Origin of the sequence: Flavilitoribacter nigricans DSM 23189 = NBRC 102662 (assembly GCF_002646595.1) — a bacterium.
Taxonomy (GTDB): domain Bacteria; phylum Bacteroidota; class Bacteroidia; order Chitinophagales; family Saprospiraceae; genus Flavilitoribacter; species Flavilitoribacter nigricans.
In genome coordinates, this window is record NZ_PDUD01000010.1 from 246,000 (window position 1) to 268,754 (window position 22,755).

Genomic DNA, 22,755 nt, shown 5'->3' on the forward strand with positions numbered 1-22,755 from the left:
TGAATTTTCTCCAAGATTGTAAGATTTTAACATTATTAGTATTAAGATTAAAAATATGGCACGCTCAGGCTGGTTTGCGGCCCCATAATTTTTTAACTTTACTACCTGAAATTCATAGTAGCTATCAAATCATAATTAAGACCTAATACTTTTTTACGTCTGAACTACTCTTTCCCTGCAGAGTAATACTCCCTTTCAAACTAACAAATACTCCAGCTCAGCTGGCACGTAGATCAGAGAGCCCTCTATTAGAATTCAACACACCTGGTACTGTAAAAATGTGTCAAGGAGGGATTACTTTTTGAGATGTCAACGTCTGAAAAGTGACCAGACAGTCGACACAACCCAAAACTAATGAGAAATTATTATGAGGAAAACGTCTACGCTTCTTTGTTTTTTTCTAACAGGTATTTTCCTTTTTTCCGTTTCAACCATCTCCGCTCAGCTCTTTCTCTGGCCGGGTGATATCAACGATAATGGCATTGTAAACGGTAAAGATGTACTCCGGTGGGGTTATGCGAACGGCGCTACCGGGCCGGGCCGTCTGGATGACGGTTCTGTCTGGACCTTCCTCAACCTCTCTTTGCCCTGGAGCGAAAATTTCCCCGGAGAAACGAATTTTTCCTACGGCGACTGCGACGGTAGCGGCCTGATCGACCTGGAAGATGTACGCGGACCGATTACCAATCATTTCGGTCTCACCCATGGCATTGTACAACCGGATTATTGCCCGGTGGGCGATGAGGAGAACTCCCCGCAACTACAGTTCATTGCCGATAAGGAAACCTACGGAACGGGTGCCCGCATCGAACTGGAGGTTTGGCTGGGTACCGAGGATATTCCCGCCGTTGATTTCTACGGCATTACTTTCCAGTTGAAATACAATCGCGATATCATCCGGCCGGGAGCAGTTACCTATACACCGAATGACGGAGGCTGGTACGATCCGGCCAATGCGTCAAGTTATTCTTTCTTCCATAATGAAGTGAGCAGCGGAACGGTCGAGATCGCCGTCACCCGGACCAACCAGGAAGGGGTTGACGGTCACGGCCTGCTGGGGCATATTTCCCTGATCCTCCGGGGAAATATCGACATCACCTTGCCCGGCGCACTTAATCTGGAAGTAGACCTCGTCCAGATGATCAATTCGGAAATGGAGATCATTCCAGTGTTCTACGATCCGAACGTGATCATCGTTATCTCCGATGACGATCAGGCCAGTAGTTGCCCCAAAGTGGTAGATCCCGTTTGCGGCAGCGACGGGAAAACCTACATCAACAGTTGCTACGCCGAAGCGGCCGGCATCACGGAATATACACAGGGCGTTTGCTACAGCGATTGTATCGATCCAGGCATTATGCGGCCGGACTCCGAATGTGAAACGACTACCATTGATCCGGTTTGCGGTTGTAACAATATTACCTACTCCAACCCCTGCCTTGCCGAAGCCGCCGGGGTCACCAGTTATACGTCCGGCCCCTGTGCCACAGGTCCGGATGATCGCAGTTGCTACGATCCCATTCTGGTCGTTCAGAGCAGCGGGACCAGTGTGAACGAGAATACGGGCGAGATCACCGTTGACTGTCCGGCCGAGATAGATCCGGTTTGCGGTTGCAACGGCATCACCTACGACAATGCCTGTATGGCCGAAGCCAGCGGCATTGCCTTTTATACTCCCGGTGTTTGTGACGAGATCTGTATTGATCCCGAGGTCATGGAACCGGATCCCATCTGCGAATATGAATACGAGCCGGTCTGCGGCTGTAACGGAATTACGTACACGAACGCCTGCATCGCCGAAGCTTCCGGGGTGATCGACTATACGCCGGGCCCCTGCGGTCAGAGTTCCGACTGGTGTGAAGAAGCCACGCCGATCCAGTGTGGTGATTTCCTGGCCCAGGAAACTACGGTTGGATACGGTAATCAGATCACGAATTACCCCAACTGTTTGCCACAATCCTTCCTCGGCCCCGACCGGGTATACGTTTTCGACAAAAAAACAGCCGGCGACCTGCAGATCGGTTTGGAGATCCTGACCCCCAATATCGATCTGGACCTTTTCCTGCTCAAAGGCACCTGTGATGAGGTGGTTTGCCTCGGCGCCAGTACTACGAACAATAAAAAATCAAATAATGAAGGGATTGTCCTGGAGGACGCTCCGCTGGGGACTTATTACATTGTAGTGGATGCCCAGTTTGCGGACGTTGAAGGTCGCTTCCGCCTGGAAGTCAACTGCGGTTACCTCTATTGCGGCGACGCTTTCGAGCTGGATTGCGGCACGCCTTTTAAATACAACAACAGTCTCGGGGAAGACGATGTATCGCTCTATACCTGCGGCCCCAATGTATATAATGTTGAGAACAACGGTCCGGAGGTGGTACACTACTTTACCACCACGACTGCCGGGAATGTTGACATTCAGCTTTCCGGGCTTTCCGCCAATCTAGAGCTCTTCCTGCTGCGGGATTGTGATCGGGGGGAATGTATGCAGTACAGTCAGAATCCCGGTACCTCCAACGAAATTATTTCTACCTATCTCGAACCGGGTACTTATTACGTGGTAGTGGACGGCTACAACGGAGCGACCAGTGATTATACCCTGCAGGTGGATTGTGAAAATACCTGTGAGCTGGAATTCACCAGCATAACCACCACGCCCAGTAACTGTGCCACCAATACCGGAACGATCGAGATCACTTCCTCCGGCGGCACTCCGAGTTATATCGTCTATTATTCCGGTCCCGTTTCGGGCAGTTTTTCTACTTCCAGTAATACCTGCGCTATTTACTACCTGCCATCCGGCACCTATCAGATCAGAAAGATCGATGCGAAAGGCTGCGAAGTAGAAGAAACCGTGACGATCAACTCTACCGGCACGCTGAACGCCCAGGTGGTTCCCTATAATGCCATTTGCGACGAACCCGGTGGTTTATCCGTTACCATGCAGGGCGGCGAAGCCCCGTATCGGGTATTCCTTTCCGGCCCCGAAAATGCGGAACTACTGTACAATACCCCCAACTTCGTCATTAACGAACTCGACCCCGGGGCCTACGACCTGTATATCCTGGACGCCAGGGGCTGTTCGGTATCCAAAAAAGCCACCGTTCAGGAAGCCCAAAGCAATTTCACTTTTTCTGTAACGCCTTTCCCCGCGGGTTGTGGAGAGCTGGGATACATCCAGGTGATGACCCAGAACGGATCGGGCCCCTACAGTATTCAGATAGCCGGTCCGGTCAGCGGCAATGCGCAGGAGCAGAGCAGCGCCTTCAAAGTCACCAAACTGCCCGGCGGTACCTATAGTATTACCGTGCAGGATGCTAATGGCTGTTCTCACACCAGTAATTTTACGATCGGAGACATCAATCTGGAAGTGACTACCAGCGTTATGAACGGGATCTGCGGCCGCCCGGGAGAGATCCTCGTCCAGATCACCAACGGTACGGGAGATTACCTCATTAGCTGGTCCGGAGCTGCGAATGGTTCCATTACGACTTCTTCCGAAAATTACCTGATCCAGAACCTGCCCAGCGGCGATTATCAGATCGACGTGGAGGATGCCAATCAGTGTACCGGTTTTGATGTGGCGGAAGTGAATAATACCGGTGAAAATCTTTCCACCACCGTCCAGCCCAACGACGGCACCTGCGGACAGAACGGCTCGCTTTCAATAACGATCAATAACGGGATGGTGCCCTACACGATCAACTGGTCCGGACCGGTCAGCGGCCAAACCCAGATCAACGCCAAATCGTATACCATTCCGAATTTGCCGGATGGGCTCTACGAACTGATCATTTCCGATAACAATAATTGTCAGGACGAAGAATCTGCTTTCGTCAATATTGCCCCCGCTCTCAACGTTGACCTTACCGGTTTGAACGGAGACTGCGGCCAGGACGGAGCCATCCGGGTCAATATGACCACGGGCCAGGCCAATTACATCATCAGCTGGACCGGCCCCACCAGCGGCTCGGCCAATAGCAGCGAAAAAGAATACGATATCACCGGACTCGCATCGGGCACCTACCAGGTTTCCGTCACGGATGCACGGGGCTGTACCGATTCGGGAAGCATGACCATCGAGAATGCCGAAGGGGTATTGGGCATTAACGCTACGCCCCAAACCGCTACCTGTGACCAGCCCGGTTCCATCAGCATCAATGTGACCGATGGTGCGGCGCCCTACCAGATCAGCTGGGAAGGACCCGATTCCGGAGCAGACGAAACCAATGCCGACGGCGACCTGCTTATTTCGGACCTCCTGGCCGGCACCTACCAGATCTCCGCAACTGACCAGAACGGCTGTACGGGGACCGCAACGGTAGTAGTCGAGGCCGATAGTGGGAATGTAGGCATCAGCCTGAGCGCCCAGGATCCGATCTGTACCACACCGGGACGTATTAATGTCAGCATTACCAACGGCAGTCCGGATTACAGCGTCAGCTGGGAAGGACCGGTGAACGGAGTCAGCTCTACCGGAGCGTCCGAGTTCGCGATCGTGGATCTGCCGGCGGGCACCTATAAAGTGACCGTTGCCGATCAGTTTGGTTGCGAGGCCGTAGACAATATTACGCTTACCGCTACGGGTGAACTGAGCCTGATCGCCAATGCGGCGAATGCGGCCTGTGGCTTCGGCCAGATCCAACTGGCGATCAGCGACGGAACGCCTGCCTTTGAAATTAGTTGGGAGGGTCCCATTAACGGGTCCATCACCACCAATAATGCCAACTACGTCATTCCAAATCTGCCAGACGGCACCTACGATGTGTCCGTTACCGACCTCAACGGCTGTAATGACGCTATGGAGGTGACTATTTTTTCCGGCAGTCAGCCCGGTATCACGGCCAGCCCGCAACCGGGTAGCTGCGGTGAGAACGGATCGATCGGCATCAGCATCACCGGTGGAGCTCCCGATTTCACCGTCCAGTGGAACGGACCAAGCAACGGTTCCCGCGTACTGAGTAACAACTTCTTTAATATTCCCGATCTGCCGAGCGGCACCTATAACATTCAACTGACGGATGATAACGGTTGTACGGATCTGACCACCATTGAACTCATCAACGGCACTACCGACCTCGGGGTGACAACCGGACTGAATGAGAATGAATGCGGACAGCAGAACATCATTGAGGTGATCATTTCCGGAGGAGTGGCGGATTTTGTGATCGACTGGACCGGGCCACAGAACGGAACCCGAAACAGCAGCAACAGCAGCCTGACCATTCCGGAACTTCCGCCCGGCGATTATCAGATCACGATCACCGATGCGAATGGCTGTACGGTGGAGGACGCCATCAATGTGCCGGTCACGCCTATCGAACTGCTGAGCCTGAGCGCTCAGCCCGGTATTTGTGGGCAGTTGGGGGCTATCGAAGTGCAGATCACGGATGGCAGTCCGGATTACACGGTTAACTGGGAAGGGCCCATCTCGGGGATTACGACCAGCAGTGAGCAAACCGTCATTATCGATGCCCTGCCTTCCGGTTCTTATACCGTGGTGGTTACCGATGCGAACGGCTGTTCCGAAACGGAAATAATTGAGCTGAATAACGACCAGAGTGATCTGGAAATGACCCTCGAACTGGCGCCCAATGAATGCGGTCAGTTACACCATATCCAGGTCAACATCAGCGGCGGAGCCGCCGCTTATACCGTAGACTGGACGGGTCCGGAAAATGGTTCCGAAGCCAGCCCGACCGATGTATTGATCATTGAAGAACTGCCCGAAGGCACTTACGAAGTAGTGGTCACGGATCAAAATGGCTGTATGGCCACCGCCTCCATTGCCGTTACCGAAGAGCCGCTCGATGTGCTGCGATTACGCGCCGAGCCGGGCACCTGCGGTGAACTGGGCCAGATCCGCGTTACTATGAACGGAGGCGTACCCGACTTTGCCATCAGCTGGTCCGGCCCCGCGAACGGTTCGGTAACTACCGGGGATCAGGAATACTTCATCACCGATCTTCCTCCCGGAGAATACGAGGTAACGACGGTGGATAACAACGGCTGTACCGCCAGTAGAACGGTAAACCTGCAATCCTCCACCGCGCTGGAAGCAACGGTTTCCGGTACGAATGAAACCTGTACCGATCCGGCCTTTATTACCATCAGCATTGCCGCCGGTTCTCCCGGTTACTCCATCAGTTGGACCGGTCCGCAAGCCGCCAACGGTTCCGTGACCACGACCAACGCGTCCTACCAGATCGCGGATCTGATCCCGGGAAATTATGAAGTAACCATCATCGATGCCCGCGGATGCCAACACACCGAATCGGTGACGCTGGAAGCGAACAACAATAACCTGGAGATCGAAGCTATCGGTGAGAACGGCCTCTGTGGAGCTAACGGTAGTATCACCGTGAACGTGCTCGAAGGCAGCCCCGAATTTGCCATTACCTGGACCGGACCGGTTTCGGGTAGTGACGCGACTACTGCGTCGAGTTTCAATATTAATGACCTACCCAGCGGCACCTATCAGCTTAGCGTCACCGATCAGAACGGCTGTACGCAAAGCGCGGAAGTTACTATTGAGAACCAGTCGGAATTAAATATTTCCCTGACCGGAACTGACGGCAGCTGCGGCCAGAACGGTGCTATCCGCGTCGTGATGACGGAGGGAGCGGCAGACTATGCCATCAGGTGGTCCGGACCGGAAAATGGCTCGGCCAATACCAGCGAAGCAACGTATGACATTGCCGACCTGCCGGCCGGCGCGTATCAGGTATCCGTTACGGATGCCCGTGGCTGTACGGCTGAAGACAATGTAACCATCGTCAGTACCGGTGGAATGCTCGTAATTTCAGCGACATCCCAGAACGCTATTTGTGAGGAACCCGGAGCCATTCAGATCGATGTTAACGGAGGGATGGGCGCGTACCAGGTTTCCTGGGAAGGCCCGGTTTCCGGAGCGGGCGAAACGGATGCCGACGGTAATCTCAATATTCCGGACCTGACGGCCGGCACCTATCAGATCTCTGCGATCGATCAGAACGGTTGTTCGGGTACAATTACCACCATTATTGCCGGTGAAAGTGGGGATCTGGCAGTTACCCTCCGGGGGCTGGATCCCATCTGCGACCAGGCGGGCCGCATTAATGTAAGCATCAACAACGGACGACCTAATTACATGGTCCGTTGGCAGGGCCCGGTTAACGGCGTCAGTAATACCGGAGTGAAGGAATTTGCCATAACGGACCTGCCGGCGGGTAATTACCTGATTTCCGTTACGGATGATTTCGGCTGTGTAGTGGAAGAGAATATCGTCCTGACCGATACCGGAAAACTGGACTTCTCCGCCACACCGAGCAATGTGGCCTGCGGCAGCGGCCAGATCGAGCTGGCCATCAGTCAGGGTACATCCGGTTTCGATATTAGCTGGCAGGGCCCGGTAAATGGTTCCGCGACTACCAACAATACGAATTACATGATCCCGGATCTACCGGACGGTACCTATACGGTGATGGTAACGGATGCCAACGGTTGCTCCAGTACCAGAGAAGTAGAAGTGATCACCACTCAGGGTGAACTGGATATTCTACTGGAACTGGCTACCAATCAATGCGGTCAGCTACACAATATCCGGGTCAATATCAGCGGTGGCGAAGCTGGTTATACGGTAAGATGGAATGGACCGGAAACCGGTACCGGGGCCACTCCCGTTAATCGCTTTACCATCGAGGATCTCGACGAAGGAGATTATACCATCAGTGTTACCGATCAAAACGGCTGTATGGCAATCGGTACCATAGAAGTAGTCGAACAACCACTCAACATCCTGCGGCTGCGTGCGGATGCCGGCACCTGCGGAGCAATGGGGCAGATCCGGGTCACCATCAACGGTGGAGAACCTGGCTATGACCTGAGCTGGACGGGACCGGTAAACGGCTCCGCTTCCACTAACGAGCAGGAATATTTCATTACCGATCTGCCTCCCGGCAATTATGTGGTCCGGATGGAAGATATCAACAACTGTGTCGTTAGCAGGTCCGTCGAGTTACAACCTTCTTCCGCACCGCTGGAAGCGACCGTAACCGGTGGCGATGCCACCTGCAATGCCCCGGCATTTATCAGTGTAAACATCAGCGCCGGCTCGCCGGGTTATTCCATAAGCTGGGCGGGGCCACCGCCCCTCAACGGTACGGTAAATACGTCTAACACCTCCTATCGCATCAACGGATTGATCGCCGGAAGTTACGAAGTAACGGTCATCGACGGACGGGGCTGTGAATACAAAGAAACCGTCAACCTGCAGGGGAACGACGGTAATCTGCAAATTGAAACCAGCGGCCAGGATGGCCTTTGCGGCACGGACGGGGCCATTACCGTGGATATTACGGCGGGGGCTCCCGATTACGCTATTGAATGGGACGGACCGGTTTCGGGCAGTGCGAATACTTCCGAATCGAGCTTCACCATCGACGAATTACCCGGCGGCACTTACGCTCTGACCGTGTCGGATCAGAACGGCTGCGTGAAAAACGCCCAGGTTGAGATCGTCAATACTTCGGAGATCGATGCAGCGATCACGGGTATACAGGGAGGCTGCGGAAAGTTGGGCCGTATCGATGTCGATTACAATGGGCAGCCGCCCTTCACGCTGGACTGGACCGGGCCCCGCAGTGGTTCCCAGGTCGTCAACGGTAATAATTACAATATCGCCAACCTGATCACCGGCACCTACGAAGTGAAGATAACGGACTCCAAAGGCTGCTCCTTCACCAGAATGGTGGACATCGAAAATACGGCGAACAACGTGATCGTAAACCTCACGACGCAAACCGGAGCCTGCGATCAGCCGGGTGCCATTCAGGTGGCCATCAACGGCGGACAGCCCGGTTACACCATCGAATGGAACAGTGTAAATGCTCAGGGGTCGGCCACTACTGCGGATAATTATCTGATCGCCGATCTACCCGGAGGTCTTTATACCATAGATGTTACGGATGCGACCGGCTGTACGACGCAGGAACAGGTGCAACTCGTGACCCACATCAATACCGTTTCACTCAGCAGTTCGGTAGTGAACCCCTCCTGTGATACCAAGGGATCCATTACGCTGAATATCGACGGGGATTTCCCCAACTTCACGATCCAGTGGAGCGGGGCCAGTACGGGTAGTGCCGTAGCCGGCCGCGGAAATTATACCATCCCCGATCTGGAAGAAGGAGATTATACCATTGTGGTGAGTGACGTCAACGGCTGTAGTCGTTCCACTACCGCCAGCCTCAACAATGTATCCGGCAGTCCTGATGCTTTTTTCAACCATACGGAGGATAATCTCACCGTCACCTTTGATCACAGTGCCTCTACCGGAGCGTACGCCTGGGATTTCGGCGACGGCGAAAGCAGCACGGAAGCCGATCCGGTGCACGAATTCTGCGACCCGGGCACCTATCAGGTCTGTCTGACGGTCACGAACGGCTGTGGAGCCGATGAGTACTGCACGAACATTACGGTAAGCATCCCGGATGACGTAGTCCTGCTGAATGTCGGCGAGCGCGTCGGCTCCGTGGGTGGAAGCGTACAGGTTCCCGTGACGGTTAACAATCTGGAGCAGCTTATTTCGCTGGAGGGCAGTATTGCCCTTGAGAATAACGGAGTGGCTCAGATCACCGGTCTGTCACCGGGCGTGATCTCCCCGCAATACATTAGTCAGAGTCAAAGCTTCACCTTCTATCAAAATGATCAGGAAGGCGTTACGCTGCTGGATGGTGATATCCTGTTTTACATCGACCTCCAGATCAGTGGAGCTCCGGGCACCCGGACCTTCATTCGTCTGGTAAACGATCCGATGTCTCTGGAAGTAGGCAGTATCGATAACGGCCTGGCCGTAACCGTTCCTCATTTCACCCTCAAGGGATCAGTTACTGTCGCCGAATTCGGCAGTATTGCTGGTAAAGTATCCACCTATTGGGGAGCGCCCATTCCCAATTCGGAAATTGCGCTCACCGGACCGGATATCAATACCACCACCAATACGGATGCGAGTGGTAATTACCGCCTGCCGGACCTGGACCTTAATCAATCCTATACGGTACGGGCCGGAAAAAATAATTTCCCGTTCAACGGGCTTTCTACCTACGCGCTGTTTATCGGACAGCGATTTATCCTGGGTATGGAGCCGGAGCAGGTGTCCTCGCCCTATCAGATCATTGCCGGTGATGCCAACTGCAACGGATCTTTTACAACGCTGGACCTTTTCATCATCCAGCAGTTGATCGTGGGCGCTACCGATGATTTCAATTACTGCCCCTCCTGGGTATTTATTTCGGAGGATAATCCGATGCCTACGGATTTTGACGCTTACAACGTCTTCCCGTATCTGGACGAAAAGACCCTGAACCTGCAGGGAGACAGCATTGCCAATTTTGTAGGCGTTAAAGTAGGTGACATCCTGGGACAAGCCAATCCGGAAGCGCTGAAGAGCGAACCGGAAATAGAAATACGCAATCCGGTCTATCTCGATCTGCTGGCGGAGAACCAATCGATCCGGGCCGGTGAAAGTCTGGAACTACGCGTGACCAGTGCCGGCTTTGCCGATATCGTCAGCTATCAGTTTAGTCTCGACTTTGACCAACAGGCGCTGCGATTCAGCGGATTCGAGAAAGCAGCACTGTCGGACCTGGCCAGTGCGGTTGCCGGTACCCAGCTGGCAGAGAAAGGACAACTCGCGATCAGTTGGTTCAGCCAGCGGGGAATGGGGGTCGATGCGAAAACGGACGATGCGCTGTTTACCATCCGCTTCGAAGCGCTGCGGGATATTGCTGATCTGCGGGAACTGTTTGCCGTAAAAGAGCTGCCCGTGCGGGCGGAGGCGCATAACCAGAACGGAGAGCGTTATAAGATACGGCTGGACTGGACCGGAGAGGAAGTAATTCCGGAAGTATCCGACTTCCGCTTGTACCAGAACGTGCCCAACCCCGCCAGGAAACAGACCCGGATCCGCTTTGATCTACCCCAGGCGTATTCCGGTGAACTGATCCTGCACGATAACTTCGGCCGTATTATCGACCGCCGTGCGGGCGATTTTGCTGCCGGTACCAATTATTTGACATTACCCCTCGATCCATTGCAGGGAGGTGTATTTTATTACACTTTAAAAGCCGGGCCCCATACGGCTACCCGTTCAATGATCGTAGTAAAATAACCGATGAAAAGCTGTTCATCTCTATGAGAAACTTTGTTTTAATATTGCTGACTGCAATAGTTTGGGCTCCCTTTTCCAATACGCAGGCCCAGACCCTTACACTCAGTATGCCGGATACTACCGTCGCCCCCGGAAGTACTATCAATCTGCCGATGAGTTGTCGCGGATTCGATGAGATCGTGAGTATGCAATTTTCCATTAGCTGGGATACGACCGTGATCGTTTACCAGGATACGGAGAAAGGCCAGTTGGATAATGTAGCCGTTGGAGACTTCCAGGCCGGCTCCGGAGTGCTCAGGGTATCCTGGTTTGATGTGGAAGGTATGGGTCAAACCTTACCGGATGGCACCGTGATCACCTATCTGCAATTCCTGGCCCGCGGCGCTGAAGGCGATAGCACTCCCGTAAGTTTTGTGGATAGCCCCCTGCAAATCCAGATCCACCGCGCGGGCGAAAACCCCGGAGAGTTCATTGAAGTCGAATTCAACCCGGAACACGGACTCGTGAAGTTAGCCAATCCTTCCGGGATCAGTGTAGCGGAGATCCCAACCAATGTAAGCTGTGCCGGAGCGGCGGACGGCCAGATCGAACTAAACATCACTTACGATGATGAATTTTCGGTAAGCTGGACCGGCCCCGATTTTACCAGTTCCGAAACGACCATCACCGATCTGGGCCCCGGCACCTACAATCTACGCATCAGTGATACGGATGATAATCCCCTCTACGAATCCGCCATTGAGATCACCGAACCCGAAGCGATCACGGTCACCAGCCTGGAAACGCAGTCGGCCAGCTGTATTTCGGGACTGGGCAGCGCCTCGCTCAGCCTAACCGGCGGTATGGCTCCCATCACCTACGATATCGGTAACGGTCCGGGCGATCTAAGTCAGCTGGAAGAGTTGAATCCCGGAGCTTACGCGCTCATCATTACCGATGCCAACGGGTGTACCACCAGTTCCAGTTTTTCCATTGCCGGCCCTACTCCACCGGATGTAGACCTCGGCTCCACCCGGGTCATCTGTCCGGGCGAAACGACTACCCTCACCCCGGGAACCTATGAAACTTATAACTGGTCTACCGGGTCCACCAGTCCCGTTATTGCTCTGAGCAACCCGGGCACTTATAGTGTGACGGTCACCGACCAACAGGGCTGCCAGGGTTCCGATGAGATCCTGGTACAGTTTCCGGATGATCTGCCGGAGGTAGATCTCGGACCTGCCGTGGCGCTCTGCCCGGGCGAAATGGCCACGCTCGACGGCGGCACCTATAATAGCTATTTGTGGTCTACCGGAGAAACGACGCAGGTCATCCAGGTAGGCGAACCGGGCACCTACCGGCTGACGGTTACCAATTCTTCGGGTTGCGAAGGTACCGGGAGCATCCAGGTGCAAACCGGGGGGGAGATCACTCCACCGGATCTCGGTCCCGATCTGGAGATCTGTCCGGGTCAGTCGGTCACCCTTTCCGCCGGCGCCTACGTGACGTACAATTGGTCTACTGGTGCCAGCAGTCAAACTCTGGTAGTGAGCGAGCCCGGCACTTACGGCCTCACCGTAACCAATGCCGGTGGCTGTGAAGCGTCGGATGTAGTGGTGATCCGTTCGGAAGGGGAGCCTATAAACCTGGACCTCGGTCCGGACACTCAGTTATGTGCCGGAGAAACCCTTTCGCTGAGCGCCGGTTCCTTCTCCACTTATAACTGGTCTACCGGATCCACGGCGGCCAATATCGTGGTGAGCGAACCGGGCACGTATGCGCTTACCGTGACCAATGCAAATGGCTGTGAAACCTCCGATGCGATTGCCGTCACTGCCGGAGAAGAGGTGCAGTTGTTGGTTGAAAATGATTTTCTCGATCTCTGCCCGGGTGAAAGTATAGAACTGCTGGTTTCCGGTGCCGAAAGTTACGTCTGGACCGATACGTCCAACAGTCTGAGTGCACTGGACATTGCTAATCCGATGGCCAGTCCGGACACTACGGCGGGCTACCGCGTCATTGGATCCAGCGCCTGCGGATCGGATACCGTCGATCTGGAAGTCTATGTTTATCAGACCATGGCTATGGCCGGACCGGACACCTGCATCGGCCCCGGCACGGAAGCCCAACTCATGGCCTTTGGTGGGGTGAGCTACTTCTGGGAAAGTAACCGCTATCCCGTTAGTGATCCGACCAGTCCCATGCCTACCGCCAGCCCGGAGGATTCGACAACCTACTTGGTGGCCATTACGGATTTTCAGGGATGCGTGGTCCGGGATTCAGTGCTGGTACTGGTAGCTAACGATCCCGAGGGTGCCATTACAGCGGTCAATATGATCACACCCAATGGCGACGAAAAAAACGATGTATTGTATTTCCCCAATATCAGCAAGTTCGGGCAGAATAGTCTGAAAGTCTTTAATCGCTGGGGCAATGTCATTTACCAAAAGGTCAATTACCAGAGTGATGACGAACGCTTTGACGGGACGTATAACGGTCAGCAACTCCCGGCGGGTACTTACTATTACCTGCTATCCTTCCGTTCGGGAGAGATCAAACAAAAACTGACGATACTTCGCTAGCATTGCCGGTAAAGGCTCCGGCCTGCCGTGCATTTAGAAACCCCTTTGGGCTCGATAAAAACAAATAGCATGCAAAAACCTCAACCTTCCATATTTCAGGCTCACCCCGGCCCGAGTTCATTTTTCTCCGGACGCTCCTTTACGAGTGATAGGCACATTTCCCTGGTGTTACTGATCAGCCTGGTGTCCGCATTTTCCCTTTCCGGGCAGCAGCTCAGTCAACGCAGTCCCTTTTCCGAAAACAGTTTCATCTGGAATCCGGCGATGACCGCTCCCTGGGATTACTGGGAAATGGGCGTCAATTACCGCCAGGAGTGGCTGGGCTTTCAGGATGCCCCACGGACGGCTACGCTGCAGGTACAATACCCGTTTGAACGGGAGAACATGAGCCTGGGAGGATATTTTGTCCACGATAACGCCAGTCCGGTCACGATGAACTCCGCCAGTTTTGCCTACGCTTACCGCATGCAGCTCGACCGTCGCCGGGGCGGGCGGCAACTTTCGCTGGGACTCAACGCCACGCTGAGCCACATCTACGTCAATGCCCTGGAGATCGTAACCAACGACCCGGATGACGCCGTACTGCCGGCCGGTGAAAACAATAAGATCTCTCCGAATTTAGGATTCGGTGTTTTTTATACCAGCTACAGCAAGGATGAATTTGAACGCACTTTCTTCTTCGGAGGGCTGGCGATCAACCAGGTATTACCCCTGAGCGTGATCCTCGATGATTTCGGCGGATCGTCCAACCTCATGCGCGCCCTGCACGGTAATGTCATTCTGGGTACACGCATCGTCAACGGCGATATCTACATCCAGCCTTCCGCCTGGGTCAATTACAGCGCACCGAATATTGTAGAAGCCAACCTGAACTTCAAACTGGAACAGCAGGAAGCGTTCTGGGCCGGCCTGAATTATTCGACTACCCAAACCATCGGGCTTCAGGCCGGAGTGATCCTAAACAATGATTTCACCCGTGACGGTACCATGCGCATCGGTACCGCCGGCACTTTTAATGTGGGACAGTTCGGGAAATTCCGGGGCATGGGGTTTGAATTCTATCTGGCCTATCAGTTTGAGATGTAAGCAGGAGGATTCGGAGAACTCATTAATTTACGATCGGGTACCGAAATACCGAATAATTTGAACGATCTTCCCGGTACTTATAGCCTGACCCCATACCTAGCTGTGGACCGTCAGGCTGTATGTCGAAAGTATTCAGATCGATTAATCTAAGTTTCATCCATGCAGGATCGATTACAACTCCCGATCCAATTTGACCAACAACGGCTGCAGCAGGATCTGCAACAGCTGGAGCAGCAGCGCAAAGACTGGACCGATCACTTCGTCAGCCAGAATTATGAAGGATCCTGGAGCGTTATACCGCTGCGGGGCCCCAAAGGCGCCGAGCATCCGGTGATGATGATCTATTCCAATCCTACGGTCACCGAATATGCCGACACTCCGTTTCTGGATCATTGTCCTTATTTCCGGGAAGTACTCCGCTATTTCCAATGCCCGTTACAGGCCGTACGCCTTATGAAGCTGACGACGGGCTCCCGCATCAAGGAACATTGCGACCACGATCTTGACTACGATCAGGGTAATGCCCGGATCCATATTCCGGTACACACCAATCCGCTGGTTGAATTTTACCTCAACGATAAACGGGTACAGATGCAGGCCGGCGAATGCTGGTACCTACGGCTATCCGATCCCCACCGGGTGTATAATCCCGGTCCCGATCGTATTCATCTGGTGCTGGATATGCAGGTGAATGACTGGCTCCGGACGATAATGAGTCCCGCACGGTAACACTACAACTCCGTTGGGCTGCGTTATAGGGCTAAATTCTAATCAATACATCCCCCGATGAAAAACCTTTTACCAGCTTTATTCATCTGCTTCCTGTATTTCCCACTTTGGGCCCAGTCCGACCGGGCGGTAGTGGAGCTTTTCCCGGCCGAGGAAAACGGCCGCTGGCAATCGCCGGTTTACGAGATCCCCCTGGCGGAGGCGACTCCCTTCCTGTCCTATTTCCTGCAATGGGAAGGCCCCGAAGCCGCATTGAGCATTCGTTTTTCCGAAGATGGTCAAAGCTGGAGTGAATGGCATTTGATGCCCCGGGACGAACACAGTCCGGAACTTCCCTTGAGTATTTTGGGATCTACCGGGGCCGAAATGCGTTTCTTCCAGATCGGGAACGGCAGTACCGAAAGCAGGATCCGTCGTATTGCCTGCCACTTTTATAATCCCCGGGCTACGGAGCGGGCACCCGTTCCCTACACCGGAGGCAGCGGCCGCTCCTGTTCGGATCTGACCCCGGAATACATCCGTCGCTCCGACTGGTGCCCTGCCGGCAACTGTGCCGAGCATCCCAATCCGGCCTACGCCACGGCTACGCATCTGGTTGTGCACCATTCCGCCGGCACCAATCAGTCGAGCGACTGGCCCGCGGTAGTGCGTTCGATCTGGGATTACCACGTCAACGGACGGGGCTGGTCGGATATTGGCTACAACTGGCTGATCGATCCCGCAGGGAATATCTATACCGGCCGCAGTAACGATGCCATCGGTGCCCATTTTTGCGGGACCAATACGGGTACGATCGGCATCTGCATGCTGGGGGACTTTACCAAACAAAGCCCGCAACCGGAAGCGCTGAGCTCCCTGAAAAAATTACTGGCCTGGAAAGCCTGTGAAAACGATATTGATCCACTGACGAATGTCTACCACTCCTCTTCCCAAAAAACACTGCCGACGGTCATCGGCCACCGGGACGGCTGCGCTACAGCCTGCCCCGGCGATCTCTTCTATCCGCAACTTCCCGATATCCGCACGACGCTGACGGAAGACCAGACTACCGCCGTGAACGACCGGAATACGCTGCTGGATTTCCGGGTCTATCCCAACCCCAGTCCGGGTGATTTCCAGATCCTGCTTCCGGAATCCGGTCCGTTTGAACTGGAGGCGGTTCTGTACGACCTGCTCGGGCAACGGGTGAACGCTACAGTGTCTTCCACCGCAGACCGGCAGTGGGACTTCCATACCGATGTTCCGAACGGGACTTATTTTCTATCGCTTCAATCGGAGGGCCGTCTGGTCGGCGTAAAAAAGGTGAACATCTTCCGTTGATCGGGGCAGCATCGGTTAATAAAAGCTTAAGCATGACCAAAAAAACCGCAGAACCCTTACTTTTGCAAAAATTGAATGCAGTAATCCGGCATGCTGAAAATCCTTGATCGGTATATCATTAAGAAATTTCTGTCGACCTTCTTTTTTGTGGTCCTCATCTTTACGATGATCTCCGTAGTGATCGACTACAGTGAGAAGGTGGAGAAATTTATCGAAGAACCGATCACCACCAAGGAGATTGTACTGGACTATTATCCCAGTTTCATCATTTTTATCGACGGATTGCTGTGGCCGCTGTTTACGCTGATCTCCGTGATCTTCTTCACCTCGCGGATGGCCTACAATTCGGAGATCATTTCCATTCTTAATGCCGGGGTCAGCTTTCGCCGGTTCATGCGTCCGTACCTGCTTTCCGCGGCTTTCATCGCCTTCTTATCCCTCATCGGCAACCATTACTTCATTCCGCTGGGCAATAAGAAGCGGCTCGATATCCAGTATACCTATCTGGATAAGGACAAAGACAAAGGGAAGACCCGCGATGTGCACATGTTCGTCGCGCCGGATACCAAGATCTATATCAACTTTTACCGGAAACGGGACAGCACGGCCCGCAATTTCCGCCTGGAACAGTACCAGGACCACCAACTCATCAAATTCATCAAAGCAACGACCGCCGAATGGGTCGGGCCACCCGACAAATGGCGATTGCGCAATTACGAGATCCGCACCTTTAATGGCCTGGAAGAAGACCTTGTCGTCGGCCGGGGCGATCAGATCGATACCACCTTTAATCTGATGCCGGACGACTTTGTGGATTACGAAGAGCAGCAATCAATGCTCACCACCGGCCAGTTGCGGGAGTATATCGATAAGCAGAAAGGACGCGGCATCGGCAATACGACCAAATACGAGATCGAACTCTACCGACGATCGGCCGATCCGTTCACCGCTTTCATCCTCACCTTTATCGGAGTATCCATCGCCGCCCGGAAAGTGCGGGGTGGGATCGGGCTTCACCTGGCTCTCGGTATCGGCCTGGGAGCCATCTTTATATTCATTTCCCGTTTCTCGATCGTGTTTGCCACGGGGCAGTCCATTCCGCCCATTATGGGGATCTGGCTGCCGAACATCATTTTTGCCGCCATTGCGATCTGGCTGATGTCCCGGGCGCAGAAATAATCTGTCGAAAGTCCTTTTAAAAGTCAAAGCCGTTAACGAAAGATTAAGCAGACCGGAGGTATCCACAGGGGCTACTACTTTTGGATAAATCCAAAGGTATTACCCATGCTTAAGCTCGCGGACCGCTACATCATTCGAAAGTTCCTGCAGACCTTTCTTTTCATTGTGCTGCTTTTCAGTCTTATCGTAGCCGTGGTGGACTTCAGCAGTAAAGTGAGTGATTTTACGGAGGCGTCCATTTCAGCAGACCAACTACTCCGGCAATACTACCCGAATTTCATAGGCTTTATCAACGGGCTGCTCTGGCCCCTGTATACCCTCATCGCCGTTATTTATTTCACTTCCCGCCTGTCGGCCAATAACGAGATCCTGGCTATTTTCAATATGGGGGTCAGCCTGCATCGGTTGCTCCTCCCCTACCTGCTTTGCGCTACGCTGATCGCCGCCTTTGGTCTGGCAGCCAACCATTACCTCATTCCCAACGGCAATAAAAAATGGCTCACTTTGCAGTATACCTACCTGACTCCCGATGAGGATGAAGGCAAGACCCAGAACGTTCACCTGTTTATCGCTCCGGATTCAAAGGTATATTTCCGCCAGTACAACAAGAGGGATAGCACCGGCACCCATTTTCGGCTGGAAGAATATCAGAACCAGGAACTGGTCCGCCTCATAAAGGCCCGCAACATCGAATGGATCGGTCCGCCCGATCGCTGGCGGCTCCACCATCCGGAAACCCACCTGCTCCGGGGATTGCACCAGGAAGTAGAGCATTCCGGTCTGCCGCTCGATACCTCGTTCAATCTGGTTCCGGACGACTTTGTGGATTACAAAGACCAGCACTTCATGTTCACTACTCCCGAATTAAAGCGCTATATCGACCGGCAAAAAGCCCGGGGCATCAATAATACCGCGAAGTATGAGGCCGAAAGGTACCGCCGTACTGCCGACGCCTTCACCATTTATGTGCTGACCCTGCTCGGCATGGTCATCGCCGGCCGGAAATCCCGCGGTGGCACCGGCTGGCACATGGCACTCGGGCTGGGGTTGGGAGCTATTTTTCTGTTCCTCTCCCGTTTTGCCATTGTATTCGCCAGCGGGCAGATCATTCCGCTGGTGTTGGGGATCTGGATGCCCAACCTCATTTTTGGCGGGATAACCTTATATTTGATGCTCAAAGCACAACAATAGATGAATCCGGAATCACCCAAAGGGTTACTGGCCGGTACGGACGGCCATTTGCGCTGCTGGTGGCACGGCGGCTACGAAGATTACCAACATTATCACGATACGGAATGGGGTTTTCCGGTCTACGATGATCGGCGACTGTTCGAAAAGATCTGTCTGGAGGGGTTCCAGTCCGGACTGAGTTGGCTGACCATTCTACGCAAGCGGGAAAATTTCCGCCGGGCTTTCGCCGAATTTGAATTCGAACGAGTTGCCCGTTTCGGAGAGCAGGACGTCGAGCGCCTCCTGCAGGATACCGGGATCGTCCGTCACCAGGGTAAGATCCGATCCACGATCAATAACGCCCAGCGCGCCTGTGAACTGGTGGAGCAGGAAGGTTCTTTACAGGAATATTTCTGGCGTTTTGTGCCGCCGGCTGGCGAACGGCCGGATCAAATGACCTACGAAAAGCTCGGGAAACTGAGTCAGACACCTACCTCCAAAGCACTGAGCAAGGACCTAAAAAAACGAGGCTGGTCTTTTATCGGCCCCACTACGGCCTACGCTTTTATGCAGGCCATGGGTCTCGTAAACGATCACCTGGAAGGCTGTGTGATCCGGGAAAAAGTGAAGGACGCCAGATAGCAGCGTGGAAAAGGAGCCTACCGGCTCAGCTTGAAAAACAGAAACAGCGGGATGCGCTTTCTGCGTACAAAGTTTTCTTCTAACTGAAAATTGCTGCGCTGCGGACGCGACTCCCGAATGGATTCCACCCTAAATCCTGTATCCTGGCAGACGCGAAAGTAGGTTTCCAGCGTACGGTGGTATTTGATGACTTTTTTATCCAGCCAGATATTTTCGCGCAGGCCATCTTCGAAATAGTTGTCAACGATCCAGTTGCCGCGTTTTCCGGGCACATTGTTGTAGGATTCGTAGCAACTGGTCAGGATCGGATGTTCTACGGAAAAGATAAACTCGCCGTCGGGCAGCAGGTGATCGTAAACTTTTTGGAACAACGGCCGGAGATCTTCCAGGTAATGCAGCACCAAACGGGATAAAATGGTGTCGAACTTGAGGTTAGGAAAAGGCCAGTGGACCAGGTCCGCCCGAAAGACTTCTGCGGATTGCCCGCTCAACTGTTCCTCCGCCAGTCGGACCATTTGCTCCGAACCGTCCACTCCGTAATACCGGGCAGCCCCCTCTACCAGCAATTGCCGACCAAATTTCCCGTCACCGCATCCCAGATCCAGAATGGTTTTGCCCGCCACAGATCCCAGAAGTGCTTCAATAACCGGTTTTTCCAGCGCATCATTCGGATTATCGACTTTTTGCCGCTTGTGGTGATACTGCCGGGAAAATTCCGGATCATCGTAAACTTCGGGGCCTCGGTACTGCACGTTGTGGATAATTTTATGATGAATAGTTCGCTCGCCGGCCTAAAGACAGTGTATCTCGTTGATATAGGTGGAACAACGGATCATTCATCGGTTTCTCCGCGGGGGCGGTCGCAGGTACAATACCACCACTGCTCCCGTTCGGCGTAAAGCTTATCGAGATAATCGCCGATGGGCTTTGCCCCGTCGTAATCCGTTCCGCTGTGGGAAAGCCGGGGGCTTTCCAGGTCCTCATCAATTTCCAACTTATGCGCAAGGGACAGATCTTTTAAGGTTTCCACCCATTCTTTCGTCTCATCGGTTGCTGCCGGATAACGTAAAATGATCATTAGAATGTTATCTTTAATTTAAGGTTTTGCCGCTGCTATCGCGTCAAAACTAGAAACAACTGTATCCTGGCTTAGTTGTTTTCTTAAGAAACGAGCTACTTCTCTTGTTGAACTCAACGCTGGCGAATACCTTTGTAAGATACTTCTAATAAACGAAAATCATGTCCGTAGAATATACTAAACAAGCCTTTGTACAGATCCATCCGCAGGATAATGTTCTGGTGGCCCTCCGCAATCTGGCCGCCGGTGAGCAGATACAATGGAAAGGTAAAGAGATCACCCTACCCGAAGCGGTAGCGGCCAAGCACAAATTCGCGGTAGAGTCCCTGGAGGTAGGTGACAAAGTTTTCATGTACGGTGTACTGGTCGGTAAAACCACCCAGGCCATTCCATTGGGTGGCCTCCTGTCCACCGCTAACCTGGTACACGCTACGGACAGTCAGGCAAACGGTTCCCGCAAGACCGACTGGGATGCGCCCAATGTCAGCCGCTGGCAAAATCGCACCTTTATGGGCTACCACCGGGCCGACGGACAGGTAGGTACGGCCAATTACTGGGTGGTGATCCCGCTGGTATTTTGCGAGAACCGCAACGTGCAAACCATGCGCCAGGCCTTCCTGAAGGAGCTGGGATACAGCCGGCCGCAGCCGTACCGCAAACAGGTGCGCCGTCTGGTTGAGCTGTATGAAGACGGCCATCCGGCCGAAGCCCTCCTGGGTACAGACCTGGAAACGCTGGTAGAAAATACGGATGACGAAAGAGTATTTCCCAATGTGGACGGGATCAAATTCCTGACCCACCAGATGGGCTGCGGCGGTACCCGGGATGATGCCCGTACGCTCTGCGGCCTGCTCGCCGGGTACATTACCCACCCGAACGTGGCCGGCGCTACTGTGCTGAGTCTGGGCTGCCAGAACGCACAGATCAGTATTCTCCAGGAAGAGATCCAGCTACGGGCCCCGAATTTTGATAAACCACTGGTCGTTCTGGAACAACAACAGGAAGGCACGGAACAGCAATTGCTGAGCAAAGCTATCCGCGAAACCTTCGTAGGTTTGATCAAGGCCAATCAGGTCTACCGCCGGCCGGCTCCGCTGAGCAAACTCACGCTGGGCCTGGAATGTGGCGGTTCCGATGGCTTTTCGGGTATTTCCGCCAATCCGGCCGTTGGCCATGTTTCCGATATGCTGGTAGCGCTGGGCGGTACCACTATCCTCTCGGAATTCCCCGAGCTCTGTGGTGTGGAAGACGAACTCAGCAGCCGCTGCATTACGGATGCCGTTTCCAATCGCTTTCTGCATCTGATGGAAAGCTACCAGAACCGCGCCGAAGCAGTAGGTTCCGGTTTTGACGCCAACCCCTCTCCGGGTAACATCAAGGACGGACTGATCACCGATGCGATCAAATCCGCCGGAGCGGCGAAGAAGGGGGGTACCTCTCCGATCCAGGACGTGCTGGATTATCCCGAAAAAGTCAACAAGCCGGGTCTCAATCTACTGTGCACCCCGGGCGGAGACGTAGAGTCCGTAACGGCGATGATCGGCAGCGGAGCTAATATCGCAGTGTTCACTACCGGCCTGGGTACGCCTACCGGCAACCCCATCGCTCCGGTACTGAAGATCTCTACCAATACCCCACTGGCGGTGCGTATGCCGGATATCATCGACCTGGACGCCGGACCGATCATATCGGGAGAAGCGACCATCGAGGAGATCGGTGAACAATTGCTGGACCTGATAGTTTCAGTAGCCAGCGGTGAAACTACGGCTAAGGCCGTGGGGCTCGGACAGGATGACTTCATTCCGTGGAAACGGGGCGTTTCTCTGTAAAAACGGATAAGC

11 protein-coding genes are annotated in these 22,755 nt (G+C 53.7%); 9 read left to right on the forward strand and 2 right to left on the reverse strand.

What is annotated here, in order from left to right:
- The first annotated feature begins 367 nt into the window (after positions 1 to 367).
- From CRP01_RS42745 to CRP01_RS07225, 8 genes are all read left to right on the forward strand, one after another.
- Positions 368 to 11,149 carry a Kazal-type serine protease inhibitor domain-containing protein gene (locus CRP01_RS42745; RefSeq protein ID WP_099149340.1) on the forward strand — a complete coding sequence of 3,594 codons (10,782 nt, stop codon included), beginning with the start codon at positions 368 to 370 and terminating at the stop codon, positions 11,147 to 11,149.
- Between the two features lie 23 nt (positions 11,150 to 11,172).
- Complete coding sequence (locus CRP01_RS07195) at positions 11,173 to 13,710, forward strand: T9SS type B sorting domain-containing protein (RefSeq protein ID WP_099149341.1); 2,538 nt, start codon at positions 11,173 to 11,175, stop codon at positions 13,708 to 13,710.
- Positions 13,711 to 13,779: 69 nt separating this feature from the next.
- A complete protein-coding gene (locus tag CRP01_RS07200; RefSeq protein WP_099149342.1) occupies positions 13,780 to 14,796 on the forward strand; it encodes a PorP/SprF family type IX secretion system membrane protein in 1,017 nt (338 codons plus the stop codon).
- A 159-nt stretch (positions 14,797 to 14,955) separates the two neighbouring features.
- Positions 14,956 to 15,525 (forward strand): aspartyl/asparaginyl beta-hydroxylase domain-containing protein, encoded by a 570-nt coding sequence (locus tag CRP01_RS07205; protein ID WP_099149343.1) that lies wholly within the window; start codon positions 14,956 to 14,958, stop codon positions 15,523 to 15,525.
- 57 nt (positions 15,526 to 15,582) lie between these two features.
- Positions 15,583 to 16,845, forward strand: a complete 1,263-nt coding sequence (locus CRP01_RS07210) for an N-acetylmuramoyl-L-alanine amidase (protein WP_099149344.1) — start codon at positions 15,583 to 15,585, stop codon at positions 16,843 to 16,845.
- Between the two features lie 90 nt (positions 16,846 to 16,935).
- Positions 16,936 to 18,024, forward strand: a complete 1,089-nt coding sequence (locus CRP01_RS07215) for an LptF/LptG family permease (protein ID WP_099149345.1) — start codon at positions 16,936 to 16,938, stop codon at positions 18,022 to 18,024.
- Between the two features lie 105 nt (positions 18,025 to 18,129).
- A complete protein-coding gene (locus tag CRP01_RS07220) occupies positions 18,130 to 19,215 on the forward strand; it encodes an LptF/LptG family permease (RefSeq protein WP_099149346.1) in 1,086 nt (361 codons plus the stop codon).
- Complete coding sequence (locus CRP01_RS07225) at positions 19,216 to 19,836, forward strand: DNA-3-methyladenine glycosylase I (RefSeq protein WP_099149347.1); 621 nt, start codon at positions 19,216 to 19,218, stop codon at positions 19,834 to 19,836. It begins immediately after the preceding gene.
- Between the two features lie 17 nt (positions 19,837 to 19,853).
- Here the strand turns inward: CRP01_RS07225 and CRP01_RS07230 are convergent, their stop codons facing one another.
- Positions 19,854 to 20,588 carry a class I SAM-dependent DNA methyltransferase gene (locus tag CRP01_RS07230; RefSeq protein ID WP_170110266.1) on the reverse strand — a complete coding sequence of 245 codons (735 nt, stop codon included), beginning with the start codon at positions 20,586 to 20,588 and terminating at the stop codon, positions 19,854 to 19,856.
- A gap of 80 nt (positions 20,589 to 20,668) precedes the next feature.
- Positions 20,669 to 20,914: a hypothetical protein gene (locus CRP01_RS07235; protein ID WP_099149349.1), complete on the reverse strand. Its 246-nt coding sequence runs from the start codon at positions 20,912 to 20,914 to the stop codon at positions 20,669 to 20,671.
- A 161-nt stretch (positions 20,915 to 21,075) separates the two neighbouring features.
- Here CRP01_RS07235 and CRP01_RS07240 point away from each other — a divergent pair, with 161 nt between their 5' ends.
- Entirely contained in the window at positions 21,076 to 22,743 is a 1,668-nt protein-coding gene (locus CRP01_RS07240) for a UxaA family hydrolase (protein ID WP_099149350.1), read from the forward strand.
- The last annotated feature ends 12 nt before the right edge of the window (positions 22,744 to 22,755 follow it).